Genomic DNA, 21,811 nt, shown 5'->3' on the forward strand with positions numbered 1-21,811 from the left:
ATGCAGATCCTGTTGGCTAACCCGCGCGGCTTCTGCGCCGGTGTAGACCGCGCTATCAGCATTGTTGAAAACGCGCTGGAGATTTACGGCGCGCCGATTTATGTGCGTCACGAAGTGGTTCATAACCGCTATGTGGTCGACAGCCTGCGCGAGCGCGGCGCAATTTTTATTGAGCAGATCAGCGAAGTACCGGACGGTGCGATTCTGATCTTCTCCGCGCACGGTGTCTCTCAGGCGGTCCGTAACGAAGCAAAAAGCCGCGACCTGACCGTCTTCGATGCTACCTGTCCGCTGGTGACAAAAGTGCATATGGAAGTGGCGCGCGCCAGCCGTCGTGGTGAAGAGTCGATTTTGATTGGCCATGCCGGTCATCCGGAAGTCGAAGGCACCATGGGCCAGTACAGCAACCCGGAAGGGGGGATGTATCTGGTTGAGTCGCCTGAAGATGTCCTTACGCTGAACGTGAAAAACGAAGCGCGTCTGTCGTTTATGACCCAGACGACGCTCTCCGTAGACGATACCTCAGACGTGATTGACGCCCTGCGTCAGCGCTTCCCGAAAATCGTCGGCCCGCGTAAGGATGATATCTGCTACGCAACCACTAACCGTCAGGAAGCGGTGCGCGCGCTGGCTGAACAGGCGGATGTGGTGCTCGTGGTCGGCTCCAAAAACTCATCTAACTCCAACCGTCTGGCCGAACTGGCGCAACGCATGGGGAAAATGGCTTTCCTGATTGATGACGCGTCGGATATTCAGGAAGCGTGGGTTAAAGACGCGGCCTGTGTCGGCGTGACGGCCGGGGCGTCTGCGCCAGATATTCTGGTTCAGAACGTCATTTCCCGTCTGCAGGAGCTGGGCGGTGGCGAAGCGGTGCCGCTGGAAGGTCGTGAAGAGAACATCGTTTTCGAAGTCCCGAAAGAACTGCGCATCGACGCCCGCGAAGTTGAATAGTCCTTTTTCTGATGAAAGGCCAGCACCTCCTGTGCTGGCCTTTTTTTTACCCGTTACTTTATCGTGACGACAAAATCATGTCTTTTACTGATATTTAAGTCGGTTTCACGTTAAATTCTAATTATCGGTGTTTTCAGTTGGCAGTGCTTCTCAAGGCTGGTTAATCTGAAAACGGTTTACATCATTTTAACGTAAGAGAATAACTATGCATGATGCACAGATCCGTGTCGCCATTGCGGGCGCGGGTGGACGTATGGGCCGTCAGCTTATTCAGGCGGCACTTCAGATGGATGGCGTAGCGCTTGGCGCGGCACTGGAGCGAGAAGGTTCTTCGCTTCTGGGGACCGATGCCGGTGAGCTGGCGGGCGCTGGCCACACGGGTGTTACCGTGCAAAGCAGTCTGGAAGCGGTAAAAGAGGACTTCGATGTATTCATCGATTTTACCCGCCCGGAAGGGACGCTCACGCATCTGGCGTTTTGTCGTCAACACGGCAAGGGGATGGTGATCGGCACCACCGGTTTTGACGATGCGGGCAAACAGGCTATCCAGGATGCATCAAAAGAGATTGCGATTGTCTTCGCGGCAAACTTCAGCGTGGGCGTTAACGTCATGCTGAAGCTTCTGGAGAAGGCCGCGAAGGTGATGGGCAATTATACCGATATCGAGATTGTAGAAGCTCACCACCGTTACAAGGTTGATGCGCCATCTGGCACGGCGCTGGCGATGGGCGAAGCGATTGCTCATGCACTTGATAAAGATTTAAAAGACTGCGCGGTCTATACCCGCGAAGGTTACACCGGCGAACGCGTGCCTGGCACCATTGGTTTCGCAACCGTGCGAGCGGGTGACATCGTCGGCGAACACACGGCGATGTTCGCCGATATTGGCGAACGTGTCGAAATTACGCATAAAGCCTCAAGTCGAATGACGTTCGCCAACGGCGCCGTACGTTCCGCTTTGTGGCTTAAAAGTAAGAAAAGCGGTCTTTTTGATATGCGAGATGTGCTCGATCTCAACAATTTGTAAGCATTATTACCCATCGTGATGTGGTTATTGCAGTCGTAATTGTTTGATTGCATAGGGCAATATTTTATTGCCCTTTTATTTTATCTGTTTCATGTGTTATTTTTAATTAAGCCTCTAAATTTCTTTATCTTGTAGCGTTTTAACGTTGCTGAAATGTAAATTTTGACCATCCAGTCCACTTTTTCATGCTCCAACACGACATTTTTTATTAAACCAGGCGCGCAAGCGTTTTCCGCGGTGATTTACATGATCTTTTTGTCGCTTAAGCTGCAATACCCTCGCCAGGGCTGCAAAACACTAAACAAAATATCCGTTTTAAGTTGACTTTTACCCACCAAATCTCCAGAATGCCGCCGTTTGCCAAAAATCCGCTGGCAACACATTTGCATTGATTCATGACACGGTTATGAATTAATATGCAAATAAAGTGAGTGAATATTCTCTGGAGGGTGTTTTGATTAAGTCAGCGCTATTGGTTCTGGAAGACGGAACCCAGTTTATCGGTCGGGCCATAGGGGCAACGGGTTCGGCGGTTGGGGAAGTCGTTTTCAATACTTCAATGACCGGTTATCAAGAAATCCTCACTGATCCTTCCTATTCTCGCCAAATCGTTACTCTTACTTATCCTCATATCGGCAATGTCGGCACCAATGCGGCTGACGAAGAATCCTCTCAGGTACATGCGCAAGGCTTGGTCATCCGCGACCTGCCGCTGATTGCCAGCAACTTCCGCAATACCGAAGATCTTTCTTCTTACCTGAAGCGCCATAACATCGTGGCGATTGCCGATATCGATACCCGTAAGCTAACGCGTCTGCTGCGCGAGAAGGGTGCACAGAACGGCTGCATCATCGCGGGTGATAACCTCGATGCGGCGCTGGCGCTGGAAAAAGCGAAAGCCTTCCCTGGCCTGAACGGCATGGACCTGGCGAAAGAAGTGACTACTGCTGAAGCCTACAGCTGGACTCAGGGTAGCTGGACGCTGGAAGGCGACCTGCCGGAAGCGAAAAAAGAGAGCGAGCTGCCGTTCCACGTGGTGGCCTACGATTTCGGCGCCAAGCGCAACATCCTGCGCATGCTGGTTGACCGCGGCTGCCGCCTGACGGTGGTTCCGGCACAAACGTCTGCCGAAGACGTGCTGAAGATGAATCCGGACGGTATTTTCCTGTCCAACGGTCCTGGCGACCCGGCGCCGTGCGATTACGCCATCGCCGCCATCAAGTCCTTCCTGGAAACCGACATCCCGGTATTCGGCATCTGCCTCGGCCATCAGCTGCTGGCGCTGGCGAGCGGTGCGAACACCGTTAAGATGAAGTTCGGCCACCACGGTGGTAACCACCCGGTGAAAGACATCGATAACAACACGGTGATGATCACCGCGCAGAACCACGGCTTTGCCGTCGACGAAGCCTCAATGCCGGCTAACCTGCGCGTGACCCATAAGTCGCTGTTCGATGGCACCCTGCAGGGTATCCACCGTACCGATAAGCCAGCATTCAGCTTCCAGGGCCACCCTGAAGCCAGCCCGGGCCCACACGACGCCGCGCCGCTGTTCGATCACTTCATCGAACTTATCGAGCAATACCGTAAGACAGCTAAATAATCAGGAGCCGAGAAGACAATGCCAAAACGTACAGACATAAAAAGCATCCTGATCCTTGGCGCTGGCCCGATCGTGATCGGCCAGGCCTGCGAATTCGACTATTCCGGCGCGCAGGCGTGTAAAGCCCTGCGCGAAGAGGGTTACCGCGTTATCCTGGTGAACTCCAACCCGGCAACCATCATGACCGACCCGGAAATGGCAGATGCAACCTACATCGAGCCGATTCACTGGGAAGTCGTGCGTAAAATCATCGAGAAAGAGCGTCCGGACGCGGTGCTGCCAACCATGGGCGGCCAGACGGCGCTGAACTGTGCGCTGGAGCTGGAGCGTCAGGGCGTGCTGGAAGAGTTCGGCGTGACCATGATCGGCGCGACCGCCGACGCCATTGATAAAGCAGAAGACCGTCGCCGCTTCGACGTGGCGATGAAGAAAATCGGCCTCGACACCGCGCGTTCCGGTATCGCACATAACATGGAAGAAGCGCTGGCCGTTGCCGCTGAAGTGGGTTATCCGTGCATCATCCGTCCATCGTTCACCATGGGCGGCACCGGCGGCGGTATCGCCTACAACCGTGAAGAGTTCGAAGAGATTTGTGAGCGCGGTCTTGATCTCTCCCCAACCAAAGAGCTGCTGATTGACGAGTCGCTGATTGGCTGGAAAGAGTACGAGATGGAAGTGGTGCGTGATAAAAACGACAACTGTATCATCGTCTGCTCCATCGAAAACTTCGATGCGATGGGTATTCACACCGGTGACTCCATCACCGTTGCGCCAGCCCAGACCCTGACCGACAAAGAGTATCAAATCATGCGTAACGCCTCGATGGCGGTACTGCGTGAAATCGGCGTGGAAACCGGCGGTTCTAACGTGCAATTCTCGGTTAACCCGAAAACAGGCCGCCTGATTGTTATCGAAATGAACCCGCGCGTGTCCCGTTCCTCCGCGCTGGCCTCTAAAGCGACCGGCTTCCCGATTGCGAAAGTGGCGGCGAAACTGGCGGTGGGTTACACCCTCGACGAGCTGATGAACGACATCACCGGTGGCCGCACGCCTGCGTCCTTCGAGCCGTCCATCGACTACGTTGTGACCAAAATTCCTCGCTTCAACTTCGAGAAATTCGCGGGCGCGAACGACCGTCTGACCACCCAGATGAAATCTGTCGGTGAAGTGATGGCGATTGGCCGCACCCAGCAGGAATCCCTGCAGAAAGCGCTGCGCGGCCTGGAAGTGGGCGCGACCGGCTTTGACCCGAAAGTGAGTCTGGACGACCCGGAAGCGCTGACTAAAATTCGCCGCGAGCTGAAAGACGCGGGCGCAGAGCGTATCTGGTACATCGCCGATGCCTTCCGTGCGGGCCTGTCCGTGGACGGCGTGTTCAACCTGACCAACATCGACCGCTGGTTCCTGGTGCAGATTGAAGAGCTGGTCCGTCTGGAAGAACAGGTTGCCGAGCTGGGCATCACCGGTCTGGACGCTGACTTCCTGCGCGTGCTGAAGCGTAAAGGCTTCGCCGACGCGCGTCTGGCTAAGCTGGCGGGCGTGCGTGAAGCAGAAATCCGCAAGCTGCGCGACCAGTACAACTTGCACCCGGTCTACAAGCGCGTGGACACCTGTGCAGCTGAATTCTCGACCGACACCGCGTACATGTACTCCACCTATGAAGACGAGTGCGAAGCGAACCCGTCAGTCGACCGCGACAAGATTATGGTGCTGGGCGGCGGTCCAAACCGTATCGGCCAGGGCATCGAGTTCGACTACTGCTGCGTACACGCCTCGCTGGCGCTGCGCGAAGACGGTTACGAGACCATCATGGTCAACTGTAACCCTGAAACGGTTTCTACCGACTACGACACCTCTGACCGCCTCTACTTCGAGCCGGTTACCCTGGAAGACGTGCTGGAAATCGTGCGCATCGAGAAGCCAAAAGGCGTTATCGTGCAGTACGGTGGCCAGACTCCGCTGAAGCTGGCGCGCGCGCTGGAAGCGGCGGGCGTACCGGTTATCGGCACCAGCCCGGATGCGATTGACCGCGCGGAAGACCGCGAGCGTTTCCAGCAGGCGGTTGACCGTCTGAAGCTGAAACAGCCGGCGAACGCCACCGTGACCGCTATCGAACAGGCCGTTGAGAAGGCGAAAGAGATTGGCTACCCGCTGGTGGTGCGTCCTTCCTACGTGCTGGGCGGCCGCGCGATGGAAATCGTTTATGACGAAGCCGACCTGCGTCGCTACTTCCAGACCGCAGTGAGCGTTTCCAACGATGCGCCAGTGCTGCTTGACCGCTTCCTCGACGACGCGGTGGAAGTAGACGTTGACGCCATCTGCGATGGCGAAATGGTGCTGATTGGCGGCATCATGGAGCATATCGAGCAGGCAGGCGTGCACTCCGGCGACTCCGCCTGTTCTCTGCCAGCGTACACCCTGAGCCAGGAGATTCAGGACGTGATGCGCCAGCAGGTGCAGAAGCTGGCCTTCGAGCTGCAGGTTCGCGGCCTGATGAACGTCCAGTTCGCGGTGAAAGACAACGAAGTCTACCTGATTGAAGTCAACCCGCGTGCGGCACGTACCGTACCGTTCGTCTCCAAAGCCACCGGCGTACCGCTGGCGAAAGTGGCGGCGCGCGTGATGGCGGGCCAGACGCTGGCGCAGCAGGGTGTGACCAAAGAGATCATTCCACCGTACTACTCGGTGAAAGAAGTGGTGCTGCCGTTCAACAAATTCCCGGGCGTTGACCCGCTGTTAGGGCCAGAAATGCGCTCTACCGGTGAAGTGATGGGCGTGGGCCGCACCTTTGCCGAAGCGTTCGCGAAGGCGCAGCTGGGCAGTAGCTCTACCATGAGAAAATCAGGCCGTGCGCTGCTCTCCGTTCGCGAAGGCGACAAAGAGCGCGTGGTTGACCTGGCCGCCAAGCTGCTGAAACAGGGCTTCGAGCTGGACGCAACCCACGGTACGGCGATTGTGCTGGGTGAAGCCGGTATTAACCCGCGTCTGGTGAACAAGGTGCATGAAGGCCGTCCGCACATCCAGGACCGTATCAAGAATGGCGAATACACCTACATCATCAACACCACCGCAGGCCGCCAGGCGATTGAAGACTCCAAGCTGATTCGCCGCAGCGCGCTGCAGTACAAGGTGCACTACGACACCACCCTGAACGGCGGTTTCGCAACGGCTATGGCGCTGAACGCGGATGCTACCGAGAAGGTGATTTCAGTGCAGGAAATGCACGCGCAGATTAGCAAGTAAGTACAAATGCCCGGTGCCGTTCGGCTGCCGGGCATTCTCCCCATCTTCAGAACCTTCTGGTTTTTCATCCGGTTTCAGTCAGTTAACCTAAAATGGTTAGGTCGATAACGAAATTCAACTGAGAGCAGGGGAAAACACCATGCAAAATAAATTACTGATCGCTTCCGTTCTGGCTGCTACGGCAATGTTTACCGTTGCGGGCTGTTCGTCTAATCAGGCCGTAAAAACCACCGATGGCAAAACCATTGTCACCGACGGCAAACCGCAGGTGGATGACGATACCGGTCTGGTGTCGTACAAAAACGCCGAAACCGGTCAAACCGAGCAGATTAACCGCGACCAGGTGAAATCCATGGGCGAGCTGGATAACTAATTCAGAATTCTGACGTAAGCCCGTCAATAATATTCACTATTAGCCTGTTGAATTACTGACTACACTCTTTTGTTAAAAGAAAGCAGTAACAACAGGCTAATCAATGATTCTGATAATTTATGCCCATCCTTATCCGCAGCACTCGCATGCGAATAAGCGGATGCTTGAGCAGGTAAGGACGCTTGATAACGTAGAGATACGTTCCCTCTATCAACTTTATCCCGATTTTAATATCGATATCGCCGCCGAGCAGGAGGCGCTTTCTCGTGCCGATCTGATTATCTGGCAGCACCCCATGCAGTGGTACAGCACGCCCCCGCTGCTGAAACTGTGGATTGATAAAGTCTTCTCCCACGGCTGGGCGTATGGACACAACGGCCATGCGCTAAAAGGGAAAAGCCTGATGTGGGCGGTCACCACCGGCGGTGGGGAAAGCCATTTTGATATCGGTTCCTTCCCGGGTTTTGACGTCCTGGCGCAGCCGCTGCAGGCGACAGCGCTCTATTGCGGTTTGAACTGGCTCCCGCCTTTTGCGATGCACTGCACGTTTGTTTGCGACGATGAAACGCTACAGGCGCAGGCTCGCCATTATAAACAACGCTTACTTGAGTGGCAGGAGACGCACCATGGATAGCCATACGCTGATACAGGCGCTGATTTACCTCGGCGCGGCGGCGCTGATTGTGCCCGTGGCGGTACGCCTGGGGCTGGGCTCTGTTCTCGGCTATCTGATTGCGGGCTGCGTCATTGGGCCGTGGGGCTTTCGACTGGTCACGGATGCCGAGGCGATTCTCCATTTTGCTGAAATCGGCGTTGTGCTGATGCTGTTTGTGATTGGCCTGGAGCTCGATCCCCAGAGGTTGTGGAAGCTTCGCGCCTCGGTATTTGGCGGAGGGGCACTGCAGATGGTGGCCTGCGGCCTGCTGCTGGGTGGGTTCTGCATCCTGCTGGGTATGGGCTGGAAAGTGGCAGAGCTCATCGGCATGACGCTGGCGCTCTCCTCAACGGCTATTGCCATGCAGGCGATGAACGAGCGAAATCTGACGGTATCCCAGATGGGACGTAGCGCGTTCTCGGTGCTGCTGTTCCAGGATATTGCCGCTATTCCGCTGGTGGCGATGATCCCGCTGCTGGCAGCCAGCGGTTCCTCTACCACGCTGGGCGCTTTCGCGCTGTCGGCACTGAAGGTGGCGGGCGCGCTGGCGCTGGTGGTGCTGCTTGGCCGTTACGTGACCCGCCCGCTGCTGCGGTTTGTTGCCCGTTCAGGCCTGCGCGAAGTGTTCAGCGCCGTGGCGCTGTTCCTGGTGTTTGGCTTTGGTTTGCTGCTGGAGGAAGCCGGGCTGTCGATGGCGATGGGGGCGTTCCTGGCAGGCGTCCTGCTGGCGAGCTCGGAATACCGTCACGCGCTGGAAAGCGATATCGAGCCGTTTAAAGGCTTGCTGCTGGGGCTGTTTTTCATCGGCGTCGGGATGTCCGTCGACTTCGGCACGCTGGTGACGCACCCGCTGCGGATCGTCATCCTGCTCGTCGGCTTCCTGATCATTAAAATGGTAATGCTGTGGCTGATTGCGCGTCCGCTGAAGGTTCCAAATAAGCAGCGCAGCTGGTTTGCGGTTCTGCTGGGGCAGGGGAGCGAATTTGCGTTTGTGGTTTTTGGCGCTGCGCAGATGGCAAACGTGCTCGATCCCGAGTGGGCGAAAGCGCTGACGCTGGCGGTCGCGCTCTCGATGGCCGCAACGCCCGTTCTGCTGGTGGTGCTGACGCGTCTGGAAAAATCGGGTAGCGAGCAGGAGCGCGAAGCCGATGAAATTGACGAAGAACAGCCGCGCGTCATCATTGCCGGATTTGGCCGCTACGGGCAGATCGTTGGCCGTCTGCTGCTGTCCAGCGGGGTGAAGATGGTTATCCTCGATCACGACCCCGACCATGTCGATACTCTGCGTAAATTTGATATGAAGGTATTTTACGGCGATGCGACCCGCGTCGATCTATTGGAATCCGCCGGTGCGGCCAAAGCGGAGGTATTGATTAACGCGATTGACGATCCGGAGACCAGCATGCAGATGGTGGAAATGGCGAAAGAACATTTCCCGGATCTGACCATTATTTCCCGTGCCCGCGATGTGGATCATTATATCCGTCTCAGGCAAGCGGGCGTAGAAGCCCCTGAGCGTGAAACCTTCGAAGGCGCGCTGAAATCCGGCCGTATGGCGCTGGAAAATCTGGGGCTCGGCGCGTATGAAGCGCGTGAGCGTGCGGACCTGTTCCGCCGCTTTAACACCGAGATGGTCGAAGAGATGGCGGCGATGGCCGGGAGTACGGCCACCGAGCGCGCGGCGGTGTTTAAACGCACCAGCGCCATGCTGACGGAAATCATTAACGAGGACCGTAATCACCTGTCGCTGATCCAGCGTCACGGCTGGCAGGGCACGGAAGAGGGCAAGCATACCGGCGATCCGTCTGACGAACCGGAGAGTAAACCTTCCGCGTGAAGTGGAGTTGCCAGCAATATTAAAAAATTTCTTTATCTTTACTCTGCCGCCAGTCGACGAAAGATTAAGCTTTCCGTATAGTGGCGGCAATTTTTTGCATCCGGGAAATTTTCAATGATCAGTCTGATTGCAGCGCTGGCGGTGGACCGCGTTATCGGTATGGAAAATGCCATGCCGTGGAACCTGCCTGCCGATCTCGCATGGTTTAAACGTACTACGTTAAACAAGCCGGTAGTGATGGGCCGCCTGACCTGGGAGTCGATTGGTCGTCCATTGCCGGGCCGTAAGAATATCGTTATCAGCAGCCAGCCGGGCACTGACGATCGCGTCGAATGGGTAAAATCAGTCGACGAGGCGATTGCTGCATGCGGCAATGCCGAAGAGATCATGGTGATCGGCGGTGGGCGCGTGTACGAGCAGTTCCTGCCAAAAGCGCAGAAGCTGTATCTGACCCACATTGATGCAGAAGTGGAAGGGGATACTCATTTCCCGGACTACGATCCGGACGAGTGGGAATCGGTATTCAGTGAATTCCACGACGCGGATGCACAGAACTCCCACAGCTACTGCTTCGAGATTCTGGAACGTCGTTAAGTGATTTTCCCTCTCCCGGCCGGGAGAGGGAATAGCGTATCAGGAGGCGACTGCCTCGCCTTCTCCTAAGTCCAGCTGTCGGTTGGACGGCTGCACAAAGTAAGCTTTATCTTCCCAGCGTAAACAGGTTAACTCTCCGCCCCAGCAGCATCCGGTATCCAGACCGTAAATCCCTTCCGGCGTTCCTTTTCCTTCCAGTGCCGCCCAGTGACCAAATACCACGCTGTACTCGCTTGTCACCGGCCCCGGAATGGCAAACCACGGTTTCAGCGGAGCGGGCGCACTTTCCGGCGTCTCTTTGGAATACATGTCCAGCTGTCCGTTCGGGAAGCAGAAGCGCATGCGGGTAAAGGCGTTGGTGATAAAGCGTAGACGGGCCAGACCGCTGAGATCCTCGCTCCAGTGGTTCGGCATATCGCCGTACATGGCATCGAGGAAGAAAGGATACGAGTCGCTTGCCAGCACCGCCTCAACGTCGCGCGCGCAGGTTTTCGCCGTCTCAAGATCCCATTGCGGGGTGATCCCGGCATGCGCCATGACCAGCTTTTTCTCCTCGTCGACCTGCAGCAGCGGCTGACGGCGAAGCCAGTTAATCAGATCGTCCGCGTCCGGCGCATCCAGCAGCGGAGTGAGGCGATCTTTAGGTTTGTTGCGGCTGATCCCGGCGAACACCGCCAGCAGATGTAAATCGTGATTGCCCAGCACCATGCGGACGCTGTCGCCCAGAGATTTGACGAAACGTAATACTTCAAGGGAGCCGGGGCCACGCGCGACTAAATCGCCCGTCAGCCAGAGCGTGTCCTGTCCTGGCGTAAAGTCGACCTGTTTTAATAATGCGATCAGTTCATCGTAGCAACCGTGAACGTCGCCAATCAGATATGTAGACATTAGATTAATGAATAAGTGTGGTTACGGCGAGACGGAACACGGGAATGGCAACGCGGAAATCATTGCCATCGACATCGACCATTTCATAATGGCCCTGCATCGTACCCATCGGCGTTTCAATCACCGCGCCGCTGGTGTACTGGTACTCTTCGCCAGGTGCGATGTGGGGCTGTTCACCGACCACACCTTCACCCTGAACTTCGATTTCGCGGCCATTGCCGTTGGTAATAAGCCAGTAGCGTCCGCGCAGCTGCACGGGCGTCCGCCCCAGATTGCGAATGGTCACGGTGTAAGCAAAGACAAAACGTTCTTCGTCCGGTGATGACTGTGATTCAACATAGACGCTTTGTACATGGACACATACGCGGGGCGAATCAATCATGGCTTAACTCTCCTTCGGCGGCGCATTATCGCTGATGTAATTAGCCAGCTTGCAGTATTGCTCTACGGAAATGTTCTCCGCACGCATTGCCGGGTCGATTCCCAGTTCGGCTAGCACCTCAACGGTAAAGGAATTGCTGAGGCTGTTACGGATCGTTTTACGACGCTGGTTAAAGGCTTCAGTGGTAATGCGGCTCAGTACACGCAGATCTTTAACCGGATACGGTTTCGTTTTGTGCGGTACAAGGCGCACAACCGCTGAATCCACTTTCGGTGGTGGTGTGAACGCTGACGGCGGTACTTCGAGTACCGGGATCACGTTGCAGTAATATTGTGCCATCACGCTTAAACGACCATACGCTTTACTGTTCGGGCCTGCAACCAGACGGTTAACAACCTCTTTTTGCAACATGAAGTGCATGTCGGCAATGGCATCAGTATAGCTAAAGAGGTGGAACATGAGCGGCGTGGAGATGTTGTACGGCAGGTTGCCGAAGACGCGCAGCGGCTGGCCCATTTTTTCCGACAGTTCGCCAAAGTTCATGGTCATGGCGTCCTGCTGATAGATGGTCAGCTTCGGCCCGAGGAACGGGTGCGTTTGCAGGCGAGCTGCCAGATCGCGGTCCAGTTCGATGACGGTCAGCTCGTCAAGGCGTTCGCCTACCGGCTCGGTCAGCGCGGCAAGACCCGGGCCGATTTCGACCATCGCCTGACCTTTTTGCGGATTAATAGCCGAGACAATGCTTTCGATCACGAACTGATCGTTAAGGAAGTTTTGCCCGAAACGTTTACGGGCTAAGTGGCCCTGATGGACTCGATTAGTCATTGAGTATTAACAATCATTTTGATGGCGAGATTAAGCGCCGTAATAAAACTGCCGACATCCGCTTTCCCCTGGCCTGCCAGATCCAGCGCAGTACCGTGGTCAACGGACGTTCGAATAAAGGGTAAACCGAGGGTGATATTCACCCCGCGGCCAAAGCCCTGGTATTTTAGCACGGGCAGGCCCTGATCGTGGTACATCGCGAGCACGGCGTCGGCATTATCCAGGTATTTCGGCTGGAAAAGAGTATCTGCAGGGAGCGGCCCGCTGAGGTTCATCCCCTTCGCCCGCATTTCGTTGAGCACCGGAATAATGGTGTCGATCTCTTCGGTGCCCATGTGCCCGCCTTCGCCGGCGTGCGGATTCAGGCCACAGACCAGCACATGCGGCTGCGGTATCCCAAACTTTGTCTGCAGATCGTGGTGCAAAATCCCGATGATCTCGCGCAGGAGTTCAGGGGTGATCGCATCCGGAATGGCTTTGATCGGCAGATGGGTGGTCACCAGCGCAACGCGCATTTCCTCCGTCGCCAGCATCATCACCACTTTCGGGCTACGTGAGCGCTCTTCGAAGAACTCCGTATGCCCGGTAAACGGTATACCCGCTTCGTTGATGACGCCTTTATGGACGGGACCGGTAATAAGGGCGGCAAATTCGCCCTTCAGGCAACCGTCGCAGGCGCGCGCCAGGGTTTCCACGACATAGTGGCCGTTTTCCGTGCTGAGTTGTCCCGGAATAACCGGTGTACGAAGCGGAACAGAAAGAAGGGTGAGTGTACCGGCTTGCTGCGGTGCAGGCTGTTGGCCTTCAACGTAAGGGATAAGCGTTAAAGGCAGACCGAGCAGCGTTGCCCGGTCTTGTAACAGTGTTGCATCGGCGCAGACAACAAGTTCTACAGGCCAGCTGCGCTGGGCGAGCTGGACAACGAGGTCAGGCCCAATCCCGGCGGGTTCGCCGGGCGTGATCACAACACGATGCTGTTTCATTAGTTGCTCAGAATTTTCACGTATGCGCTGGCGCGTTGTTCCTGCATCCAGGTGGCTGCTTCTTCAGAGAACTTGCGGTTAAACAGCATACGGTAGGCTCTGTCTTTCTGTGCCGCATCCGTTTTATCAACGTTACGGGTGTCCATCAGCTCGATCAGATGCCAGCCAAACGAAGAGTGGACAGGCGCACTGATCTGGCCTTTGTTCAGCTTCATCAACGCATCGCGGAAGGCAGGATCGTAAATATCCGCAGCCGCCCAGCCCAGATCGCCGCCCTGGTTAGCAGAGCCTGGATCCTGAGAGAACTCTTTTGCTGCCTTCTCAAAAGAGGTTTTACCGCTCTTAATGTCTGCTGCAATCTGTTCCAGTTTCGCACGCGCCTGATCGTCAGTCATGATCGGTGACGGTTTCAGAAGAATGTGGCGAGCGTGAACTTCGGTGACGGAGATATTTTGGCTCTGGCCACGCAGATCGTTCACCTTCAGAATGTGGAAGCCCACGCCTGAACGGATTGGACCCACGATATCCCCTTTCTTCGCCGTGCTCAGGGCCTGGGCAAAGATGGATGGCAGCTCCTGAATACGTCCCCAGCCCATCTGGCCGCCTTTCAGCGCCTGTTGGTCAGCGGAGTAGGTGATAGCCAGCTTGCCAAAGTCTCCGCCGTTACGCGCCTGTTCGACAATAGAACGCGCCTGGCTTTCAGCTTCCGCAGCCTGATCGGAAGTTGGGTTCTCTGGCAGTGGGATCAGGATGTGGCTCAGGTTCAGCTCTGTGCTCGCATCGTTCTGGTTACCCACCTGTTTTGCCAGCGCGTCCACTTCCTGAGGCAGGATAGTCACGCGGCGACGCACTTCGTTGTTACGCACTTCCGAAATCAGCATCTCTTTACGGATCTGATTACGGTAGGTGGCGTAGCTGATGCCGTCATAGGCCAGACGGCTGCGCATCTGGTCTAAAGACATATTGTTCTGCTTCGCGATGTTAGCGATCGCCTGATCGAGCTGCTCGTCAGTGATCTTCACACCCATTTTCTGCCCCATCTGCAGAACGATCTGATCCATGATCAGACGCTCCAGGATCTGGTGGCGCAGCGTGGCGTCATCCGGAAGCTGTTGACCGGCTTCACCCGAATTGAGCTTCACCGATTTCATCAGACCGTCAACGTCACTTTCAAGCACGACGCCGTTGTTAACCACAGCAGCGACTTTATCAACAACCTGGGGGGCGGCGAAGCTGGTATTCGCAACCATAGCGACACCGAGCAGCAGCGTTTTCCAGTTCTTCATACTTTTTCCATTTCAATTAACCGCAAAGCGGATTACGTTGCAAATCAAGCACATTACAAGGCGCTACTGTACGGCAGAATATTCGAGCGCAGCATTTTCTGCGTACCCAGACCGTAGTTGGAACTCAGGCCGCGTAACTCGAAGTTAAAGCCAATCACGTTGTCGTATTTGCTCTGATTGTTTTCACTGTTCCAGCCGTTAAGCTTACGTTCGTAGCCGAGACGCAGCGCGTAACAGCAGGAGTTATACTGCAGGCCCACCATCTGGTCAGCAGGTTTACTGGTGTTGGTATCAAAGTAGTAAGCCCCTACGATTGACCAGCGGTCGGCGATTGGCCAACTCGCTGCGCCACCCACCTGCGAAATACCGTCTTTATACTGCTCGGCAGTACCATAGTTCGGTAGCGTCGCCTGAATATATTCCGGGCTGGCATAACGATAGGTCAACTGCACCATACGATCTTCATCCCGGCGATACTCAATCGCCGCCGTACTGTTGGCGATATTGTCGAGACGGGTGTCATATTGGACGCCGCCGCGCAGACCCCAACGATCGGTCATACGCCAGTAGGTGTCACCAGCCCAAATCAGCGAACCTGTCTTGTTATCTTTCTCCCACTTAATATTGTCATCGCCCGTGCGAGACTCGGTGAAATAGTAGATTTGACCAACAGAAACGTTAAAACGTTCAACGGCAGCGTCATCATAAACGCGCGATGTGACCCCGGTCGTTAACTGGTTCGCTGAGGCGATGCGGTCAAGGCCGCCGTAGGTACGATCGCGGAACAGGCCGCTATAGTCAGATTGCAGTAAAGAGGAGTCGTAGTTATTGATGTTGCTCTGGTCGCGATAAGGCACGTACAGGTACTGCATACGTGGCTCCAGCGTCTGGGTATAGCCATCCGCCAGAAGTGCCATATTGCGTTCGAAGATCAGCTTACCGTCCATTTTGAACTGCGGAAGCGTACGGTTTACGGATTCCTCAAGATGGGCGTTGTTGCTGGTATTGTAATCATCAATATTTTTTTGCTGATAATGGGTCGCCATCAGCTTGGCTTCCGTATTCAGGCTTGCCCAGTCATTCGACCATGGCAAGTTGATAACGGGCTCCAGGTGAACACGGGTGGCTTCCGGCATATTGGAATTGGTGTTCACAAAATGCACGGCCTGGCCATAAATACGAGTGTCGAACGGACCCACGTCATTCTGGTACCAGTTAACGTCCAGCTGAGGCTCGGCGCCATAGGTACTTGCCGTCTGGCTGGAGAATACCTGGAACTGTTTGTTGGTTACCGTCGCATCGAAGTTCTGAACCGCGTAGCCAACGCTGAAAATCTGTGTGGCATAGCCATCGGTACTCGAACCGTATTTGGATGAGAAATCATTGAAGTAGTTCGGGTCACTGACTTTGGTGTAGTTGACGTTGAAACGCCAGACCTTGTCCATCACCCCGGAATGCTGCCAGAAATACATCCAGCGGTGCTTATCGCCTTCGGTTGGATGCTCGTCCTGGAAAACTTTATCCGACGGCAGATAATCCAGCTCCATCAGACCCGCACCAGCCTGGGTCAGATAGCGGAACTCATTCTCCCACATGATGTTGCCGCGCTTGTGGATATAGTGCGGCGTGATCGTCGCATCCATGTTTGGCGCGATGTTCCAGTAATACGGCAGGTAGAACTCAAAGTAGTTCGTGGTGCTGTATTTGGCATTCGGGATCAGGAAACCGGAGCGACGTTTGTCACCCACGGGAAGCTGCAGATAAGGGCTATAGAATATGGGCACCGGACCCAGCTTGAAGCGGGCGTTCCAGATCTCTGCGACCTGTTCTTCGCGGTCATGGATAACCTCGCTCCCGACCACGCTCCAGGTATTTGAACCCGGCAGACATGACGTGAACGTACCGTTTTCCAGGATCGTATAGCGGTTTTCACCGCGCTGTTTCATCAGGTCTGCGTCACCGCGCCCCTGGCGACCCACCATCTGGTAATCACCTTTCCAGACGTTGGTATCTTTCGTATTCAGGTTTGACCAGGCTTTCGGACCTTTCAGGATGACCTGATTGTCGTCATAGTGCACATTACCCAGCGCATCCACCGTTCGTACCGGCTCGGCCGCACCTTCCGGTTGTTTCTGGTGCAGTTGCACTTCATCTGCCTGCAGGCGGCTATTGCCCTGGTTAATATCGACATTGCCCGTAAACGTGGCATTGTCAGGGTAAGTCCCTTTTGAACTGTCGGCAGTAATAGTTACCGGCAAGCTATTTGTATCGCCACTCACCAGTGGGCGATTATAACTTGGGACGCCAAGCATACACTGCGAGGCGAGATCGGCCGCCAGACCCTGTTGACTGTACAGGGCGGAGCCAATCATTGTGGCCAGGAGGGTGGGGATACGTTTTTTCATACGTTGTATTTTATTGTTCCGTCATCAGTGGCTACGGCTTATAAACGCTCAGAGACTATCTTACTCATCTGCGCAGTACCAGCGTTAATCCTGCCCGTTTGCGTGCCAGAGTGTTAGGCTCGCTATCGAATGACGAGTATGATAAAGCAAATTATAGGCGATGTCCTTCAATTGACCGTGACTTGAACACAGTGATGATGACGTTGCGTCGGCAAGGAATATGACTATCCGGGGAGTATATGCAGTATTGGGGTAAAATAATCGGCGTTGCGTTCGCCATCATCATGGGTGCCGGGTTCTGGGGAATTGTGCTGGGGCTTATTATTGGCCATATGTTTGATAAGGCGCGCAGCCGCAAAATGGCCTGGTTTGCCAATCAGCGCGAGCGTCAGTCACTCTTTTTCTCCACCACCTTTGAGGTCATGGGGCACTTAACCAAATCCAAAGGGCGTGTCACAGAAGCCGATATTCAGATTGCCAGCGTTTTTATGGATCGCATGAATCTGCACGGCGACTCCCGTCTGGAAGCGCAAAATGCGTTTCGCATCGGGAAATCCGATAACTATCCGCTTCGCGAAAAAATGCGTCAGTTCCGCAGCATCTGTTTTGGACGTTTTGATTTAATTCGGATGTTTCTGGAAATTCAAATCCAGGCGGCCTTCGCGGACGGTTCACTACACCCTAATGAGCGTGACGTGCTCTACGTCATTGCGGAAGAGCTGGGCATCTCCCGTATGCAGTTCGACCAGTTCCTGCGCATGATGCAGGGCGGGGCACAGTTTGGCGGTGGCTATCATCAGCAGTCGTCCGGCGGTGCCTGGCAGCAGGCGCAGCGTGGTCCAACGCTGGAAGATGCCTGCAATGTGCTTGGCGTTAAGCCCTCTGACGATCAGACCACGATCAAACGTGCCTATCGTAAGCTTATGAGCGAGCACCATCCGGACAAGCTGGTCGCGAAAGGCTTACCGCCAGAAATGATGGAGATGGCGAAGCAAAAAGCGCAGGAAATTCAGAAAGCGTACGAACTGATTAAAGAGAAGAAAGGTTTCAAATAGAAAAAGCCCGACGATGTCGGGCTTTTTCTTAGAAGTCCACCGGGGCTTTAAACGTCATCGCGTTACCGAAGGCCGGATGGGTGATGGTGAGCGTCTGCGCGTGCAGCTGCAGACGTGGCGCTAAGGCCAGCGCTTCAGGCGGCGCGTAAAACCTGTCGCCCAGAATCGGATGACCCAGCGCAAGCATATGCACGCGCAGCTGGTGCGAGCGTCCGGTAATCGGCTTTAGCAGGACGCGCGCGGTATTATCCGGCGCGTACTCAAGCACTTCATACTCGGTCTGCGCGGCCTTGCCGGTTTCATAACACACCTTCTGCTTTGGCCGGTTCGGCCAGTCGCAGATCAGCGGTAAATCCACCAGCCCTTCGGCCTGCGCCGGGTGACCCCAGACGCGGGCGACATACTGCTTCTTCGGCTCGCGCTCGCGGAACTGGCGCTTCAGCTCGCGTTCCGCCGCTTTGTTCAGCGCCACCACAATCACGCCGCTGGTCGCCATGTCCAGGCGATGGACAGACTCCGCCTGAGGATAATCGCGCTGAATGCGCGTCATCACGCTGTCTTTGTGCTCGTCCAGACGACCCGGCACGGACAACAGCCCGCTGGGCTTGTTGACCACCATAATGTGTTCATCCTGATACAGAATGACCAGCCAGGGATCCTGCGGCGGATTGTACGGCTCCATCACCATCTTGCGCTCCGGTTACTGATGCGTCACAACGATAAGACGCAGGGCATCCAGGCGCCAGCTAGCCTGATTGAGGCTTTCCAGCACCTGCTGACGGTTGCTTTCAATCGCTGCCAGTTCGTCGTCACGGATGTTAGGGTTCACGGCCTTCAACGCTTCCAGACGCGACAGCTCAGCAGACAGTTTCTCGTCGGCTTCCGCGCGCGCGGCATCAATCAGCGCTCTGGCCGCTTTCTCAATCTGGGTTTCGCCCTGTTGCAGAATAGCGTGCACGTCCTGCTGGACCGCGTTAACCAGCTTGCTTCCGGTATGGCGGTTCACCGCGCTCAGCTGTCGGTTGAAGCTCTCGAATTCAACCTGTCCCGCCAGGTTCGTACCGTTTTTGTCCAGCAGCAGGCGGACAGGCGTTGGCGGCAGGAAGCGGTTGAGCTGCAGCTGTTTCGGCGCCTGCGCTTCCACAACGTAGATCAGCTCCAGCAGCAGGGTACCCACCGGAAGCGCCTTGTTCTTCAACAGGGAGATGGTGCTGCTGCCGGTATCGCCGGAGAGGATCAGGTCCAGACCGTTGCGGATCAGCGGGTGCTCCCAGGTGATAAACTGGGCGTCTTCGCGGGACAGCGCCACATCGCGCTCGAAGGTGATGGTACAGCCATCTTCCGGCAGGCCCGGGAAATCCGGAACCAGCATGTGATCCGACGGGGTCAGGACAATCAGGTTCTCGCCGCGGTCGTCCTGGTTAATGCCGACGATGTCGAACAGGTTCATGGAGAAGCTGATCAGACTGGTGTCATCATCTTGTTCTTCAATGCTTTCGGCAAGCGCCTGCGCTTTTTCACCGCCGTTGGAGTGGATCTCAAGCAGGCGGTCGCGGCCCTGTTCCAGCTGCGCTTTTAGCGCGTCGTGCTTCTCACGACAGGACTTAATCAGATCGTCAAAGCCGTCGGTGTTTTCCGGCGCGGCCAGGTAGCCGATCAGATCGCCATGCACCTGATCGTAAATGGTGCGGCCCGTCGGGCAGGTATGTTCAAACGCGTCCAGACCTTCGTGGAACCAGCGCACCAGCACGGACTGGGCCGTTTTTTCCAGATACGGCACGTGGATCTGAATATCATGGGCCTGACCGATACGGTCCAGACGGCCGATACGCTGCTCCAGCAGATCGGGGTTAAACGGCAGATCGAACATCACCAGGTTGCTGGCGAACTGGAAGTTACGGCCTTCAGAACCGATTTCAGAGCAAAGCATAACCTGAGCGCCGCTGTCCTCTTCGGCAAACCACGCCGCGGCGCGGTCGCGTTCAACGATGGACATGCCTTCGTGGAACACGGCGGCGCGAATGCCTTCGCGCTCGCGCAGGACCTGCTCCAGCTGCAGCGCGGTGGCCGCCTTGGCGCAGATCACCAGCACCTTCTGGGAACGGTGCGCGGTCAGGTAGCCCATCAGCCACTCTACGCGCGGATCGAAGTTCCACCAGGTGCCGGTATCGCCTTCAAATTCCTGGTAGATTTGTTCCGGGTAGAGCATGTCGCGAGCGCGCTCTTCCTGCGTTTTGCGCGCGCCCATAATGCCGGAAACTTTAATGGCCGTCTGATATTGCGTCGGCAGCGGCAGCTTGATGGTGTGCAGCTCGCGTTTCGGGAAGCCTTTGACGCCGTTACGGGTGTTACGGAACAGCACGCGGCTGGTGCCGTGGCGATCCATCAGCATGTCGATCAGTTCTTTGCGCGCGGATTCCGCGTTGTCGCTGTCGCTGTTAGCGGCCTGCAAAAGCGGCTCGATATCCTGCTCGCCGATCAGATCGCTCAGGGTGTTGAGTTCGTCATCAGAAAGACGCTTGCCCGCCAGCAGCAGCGCGACGGCATCCGCCACCGGACGGTAGTTATTCTGTTCTTCCACAAATTGCCCGAAGTCGTGGAAACGGTTTGGATCGAGCAGGCGCAGACGGGCGAAGTGGCTTTCCAGACCCAGCTGTTCCGGCGTTGCGGTCAGCAGCAGGACGCCAGGCACGCGCTCGGCAAGCTGCTCGATAGCCATATATTCGCGGCTCGGCGCGTCTTCGCTCCAGACCAGGTGGTGCGCTTCGTCGACCACCATCAGATCCCACTCGGCATCGCACAGGTGCTCAAGACGCTGCTTGCTGCGGCGCACGAAGTCCAGGGAACAGATCACCAGCTGTTCGGTTTCAAACGGGTTGTCCGCATCATGCTGCGCTTCGGCATAGCGTTCGTCGTCGAACAGGGAGAAACGCAGGTTAAAGCGGCGCAGCATTTCAACCAGCCACTGGTGCTGCAGGGTTTCTGGCACCACAATCAGCACGCGTTCGGCAGCGCCGGAAAGCAGCTGTTGATGCAGGATCATGCCCGCTTCAATGGTTTTACCCAGCCCCACCTCATCTGCCAGCAGCACGCGCGGCGCGTGACGACGGCCCACGTCATGGGCGATGTTCAGCTGGTGGGGGATCAGGCTGGTGCGCTGGCCGCGCAGACCGCTCCACGGCATGCGGTACTGTTCACTCTGGAACTTACGCGCGCGATAGCGCAGGGAGAAGCGATCCATACGGTCGATTTGCCCGGCAAACAGGCGGTCCTGCGGCTTGCTGAACACCAGCTTGCTGTCGAGCAACACTTCACGCAGGATGACATTTGACTCGTCGGTGTCCAGGCGAGTCCCGATGTAGGCGAGCAGTCCATTCTCTTCTTTTACGTCTTCAATCTTGAGCTGCCAGCCGTCATGGCTGGTCACGGTGTCACCCGGATTAAACATCACGCGGGTTACAGGGGAGTCATTGCGAGCGTACAGACGGTTTTCACCGGTGGCAGGGAAGAGGAGGGTAACCATACGCGTATCGATTGCTACGACGGTTCCTAATCCAAGTTCGCTTTCTGTATCGCTGATCCAGCGTTGACCAAGTGTAAAAGGCATAGTTGTTCGGCTCTAATCTTTAATTGCAGGCAATAGTTCGACTACCGTCAGAAAAAACGGTCATCGAAAAATGGGTCCGGGAATGGAAAGGGCGCTA

At 55.9% G+C, this 21,811-nt stretch carries 17 protein-coding genes; 9 read left to right on the top strand and 8 right to left on the bottom strand.

Translation table 11 applies throughout. The features are described 5' to 3' along the window. The 8 genes from ispH to folA all read left to right on the top strand — a co-directional run bounded on the left by ispH (nucleotide 1) and on the right by folA (nucleotide 10,283). Nucleotides 1-951, top strand: coding sequence for a 4-hydroxy-3-methylbut-2-enyl diphosphate reductase (ispH, locus tag ELK40_RS04055; protein ID WP_115876464.1), 951 nt, complete (start codon nucleotides 1-3; stop codon nucleotides 949-951). 205 nt (nucleotides 952-1,156) lie between these two features. After that, nucleotides 1,157-1,978 carry a 4-hydroxy-tetrahydrodipicolinate reductase gene (dapB, locus tag ELK40_RS04060; RefSeq protein WP_127729578.1) on the top strand — a complete coding sequence of 274 codons (822 nt, stop codon included), beginning with the start codon at nucleotides 1,157-1,159 and terminating at the stop codon, nucleotides 1,976-1,978. 454 nt (nucleotides 1,979-2,432) lie between these two features. Further along, nucleotides 2,433-3,581, top strand: a complete 1,149-nt coding sequence (gene carA / locus ELK40_RS04065; RefSeq protein WP_032642612.1) for a glutamine-hydrolyzing carbamoyl-phosphate synthase small subunit — start codon at nucleotides 2,433-2,435, stop codon at nucleotides 3,579-3,581. A gap of 18 nt (nucleotides 3,582-3,599) precedes the next feature. Continuing rightward, nucleotides 3,600-6,824, top strand: a complete 3,225-nt coding sequence (gene carB, locus ELK40_RS04070) for a carbamoyl-phosphate synthase large subunit (protein WP_111964067.1) — start codon at nucleotides 3,600-3,602, stop codon at nucleotides 6,822-6,824. A 139-nt stretch (nucleotides 6,825-6,963) separates the two neighbouring features. Beyond that, on the top strand, nucleotides 6,964-7,197 hold the full coding sequence (locus ELK40_RS04075) for a YgdI/YgdR family lipoprotein (protein ID WP_003856439.1): 234 nt from the start codon (nucleotides 6,964-6,966) through the stop codon (nucleotides 7,195-7,197). A 103-nt stretch (nucleotides 7,198-7,300) separates the two neighbouring features. Next, the gene (gene kefF / locus ELK40_RS04080) at nucleotides 7,301-7,831 is read left to right on the top strand and encodes a glutathione-regulated potassium-efflux system oxidoreductase KefF (protein ID WP_047173708.1); all 531 of its coding nucleotides are present in this window, start codon (nucleotides 7,301-7,303) and stop codon (nucleotides 7,829-7,831) included. Beyond that, complete coding sequence (gene kefC / locus ELK40_RS04085; RefSeq protein ID WP_127729580.1) at nucleotides 7,824-9,689, top strand: glutathione-regulated potassium-efflux system protein KefC; 1,866 nt, start codon at nucleotides 7,824-7,826, stop codon at nucleotides 9,687-9,689. The genes kefF and kefC overlap by 8 nt, the downstream gene beginning before the upstream one ends. Before the next feature lie 114 nt (nucleotides 9,690-9,803). Beyond that, on the top strand, nucleotides 9,804-10,283 hold the full coding sequence (gene folA / locus ELK40_RS04095; protein WP_008502023.1) for a type 3 dihydrofolate reductase: 480 nt from the start codon (nucleotides 9,804-9,806) through the stop codon (nucleotides 10,281-10,283). Nucleotides 10,284-10,322: 39 nt separating this feature from the next. On the opposite strand, the gene apaH is transcribed toward folA, so the two are convergent. Genes apaH through lptD form a run of 6 tightly spaced genes read right to left on the bottom strand, consistent with a single transcriptional unit; the run spans nucleotide 10,323 to nucleotide 17,052 of the window. Further along, on the bottom strand, nucleotides 10,323-11,171 hold the full coding sequence (apaH, locus tag ELK40_RS04100; RefSeq protein WP_115876460.1) for a bis(5'-nucleosyl)-tetraphosphatase (symmetrical) ApaH: 849 nt from the start codon (nucleotides 11,169-11,171) through the stop codon (nucleotides 10,323-10,325). A 4-nt stretch (nucleotides 11,172-11,175) separates the two neighbouring features. Continuing rightward, nucleotides 11,176-11,553, bottom strand: coding sequence for a Co2+/Mg2+ efflux protein ApaG (gene apaG / locus ELK40_RS04105; protein ID WP_008502021.1), 378 nt, complete (start codon nucleotides 11,551-11,553; stop codon nucleotides 11,176-11,178). A gap of 3 nt (nucleotides 11,554-11,556) precedes the next feature. Further along, entirely contained in the window at nucleotides 11,557-12,378 is an 822-nt protein-coding gene (gene rsmA, locus ELK40_RS04110; RefSeq protein WP_023310362.1) for a 16S rRNA (adenine(1518)-N(6)/adenine(1519)-N(6))-dimethyltransferase RsmA, read from the bottom strand. Continuing rightward, a complete protein-coding gene (pdxA, locus tag ELK40_RS04115; RefSeq protein ID WP_032660737.1) occupies nucleotides 12,375-13,361 on the bottom strand; it encodes a 4-hydroxythreonine-4-phosphate dehydrogenase PdxA in 987 nt (328 codons plus the stop codon). The genes rsmA and pdxA overlap by 4 nt, the downstream gene beginning before the upstream one ends. Continuing rightward, the gene (surA, locus tag ELK40_RS04120) at nucleotides 13,361-14,647 is read right to left on the bottom strand and encodes a peptidylprolyl isomerase SurA (protein WP_115876459.1); all 1,287 of its coding nucleotides are present in this window, start codon (nucleotides 14,645-14,647) and stop codon (nucleotides 13,361-13,363) included. The genes pdxA and surA overlap by 1 nt, the downstream gene beginning before the upstream one ends. A 53-nt stretch (nucleotides 14,648-14,700) precedes the next feature. Continuing rightward, on the bottom strand, nucleotides 14,701-17,052 hold the full coding sequence (lptD, locus tag ELK40_RS04125) for an LPS assembly protein LptD (protein ID WP_127729582.1): 2,352 nt from the start codon (nucleotides 17,050-17,052) through the stop codon (nucleotides 14,701-14,703). A 239-nt stretch (nucleotides 17,053-17,291) separates the two neighbouring features. Here lptD and djlA point away from each other — a divergent pair, with 239 nt between their 5' ends. After that, a complete protein-coding gene (djlA, locus tag ELK40_RS04130; RefSeq protein ID WP_008502016.1) occupies nucleotides 17,292-18,107 on the top strand; it encodes a co-chaperone DjlA in 816 nt (271 codons plus the stop codon). Nucleotides 18,108-18,135: 28 nt separating this feature from the next. On the opposite strand, the gene rluA is transcribed toward djlA, so the two are convergent. Beyond that, the gene (gene rluA / locus ELK40_RS04135; RefSeq protein WP_008502014.1) at nucleotides 18,136-18,795 is read right to left on the bottom strand and encodes a bifunctional tRNA pseudouridine(32) synthase/23S rRNA pseudouridine(746) synthase RluA; all 660 of its coding nucleotides are present in this window, start codon (nucleotides 18,793-18,795) and stop codon (nucleotides 18,136-18,138) included. A gap of 12 nt (nucleotides 18,796-18,807) precedes the next feature. After that, complete coding sequence (gene rapA / locus ELK40_RS04140) at nucleotides 18,808-21,714, bottom strand: RNA polymerase-associated protein RapA (RefSeq protein WP_127729584.1); 2,907 nt, start codon at nucleotides 21,712-21,714, stop codon at nucleotides 18,808-18,810. Between the last annotated feature and the right edge of the window lie 97 nt (nucleotides 21,715-21,811).

The sequence above is a fragment of the Enterobacter sp. N18-03635 genome (assembly GCF_004006055.1).
GTDB lineage: Bacteria > Pseudomonadota > Gammaproteobacteria > Enterobacterales > Enterobacteriaceae > Enterobacter > Enterobacter vonholyi.

Coding starts and splice junctions, on each gene's coding strand:
- apaH (WP_115876460.1), bottom strand. CDS start 11,171: ATGTCTACATATCTGATTGGCGACGTTCACGGTTGCTACGATGAACTG.
- dapB (WP_127729578.1), top strand. CDS start 1,157: ATGCATGATGCACAGATCCGTGTCGCCATTGCGGGCGCGGGTGGACGT.
- carB (WP_111964067.1), top strand. CDS start 3,600: ATGCCAAAACGTACAGACATAAAAAGCATCCTGATCCTTGGCGCTGGC.
- kefF (WP_047173708.1), top strand. CDS start 7,301: ATGATTCTGATAATTTATGCCCATCCTTATCCGCAGCACTCGCATGCG.
- rapA (WP_127729584.1), bottom strand. CDS start 21,714: ATGCCTTTTACACTTGGTCAACGCTGGATCAGCGATACAGAAAGCGAA.
- rsmA (WP_023310362.1), bottom strand. CDS start 12,378: ATGACTAATCGAGTCCATCAGGGCCACTTAGCCCGTAAACGTTTCGGG.
- apaG (WP_008502021.1), bottom strand. CDS start 11,553: ATGATTGATTCGCCCCGCGTATGTGTCCATGTACAAAGCGTCTATGTT.
- lptD (WP_127729582.1), bottom strand. CDS start 17,052: ATGAAAAAACGTATCCCCACCCTCCTGGCCACAATGATTGGCTCCGCC.
- rluA (WP_008502014.1), bottom strand. CDS start 18,795: ATGGTGATGGAGCCGTACAATCCGCCGCAGGATCCCTGGCTGGTCATT.
- djlA (WP_008502016.1), top strand. CDS start 17,292: ATGCAGTATTGGGGTAAAATAATCGGCGTTGCGTTCGCCATCATCATG.
- pdxA (WP_032660737.1), bottom strand. CDS start 13,361: ATGAAACAGCATCGTGTTGTGATCACGCCCGGCGAACCCGCCGGGATT.
- kefC (WP_127729580.1), top strand. CDS start 7,824: ATGGATAGCCATACGCTGATACAGGCGCTGATTTACCTCGGCGCGGCG.
- folA (WP_008502023.1), top strand. CDS start 9,804: ATGATCAGTCTGATTGCAGCGCTGGCGGTGGACCGCGTTATCGGTATG.
- surA (WP_115876459.1), bottom strand. CDS start 14,647: ATGAAGAACTGGAAAACGCTGCTGCTCGGTGTCGCTATGGTTGCGAAT.
- ELK40_RS04075 (WP_003856439.1), top strand. CDS start 6,964: ATGCAAAATAAATTACTGATCGCTTCCGTTCTGGCTGCTACGGCAATG.
- ispH (WP_115876464.1), top strand. CDS start 1: ATGCAGATCCTGTTGGCTAACCCGCGCGGCTTCTGCGCCGGTGTAGAC.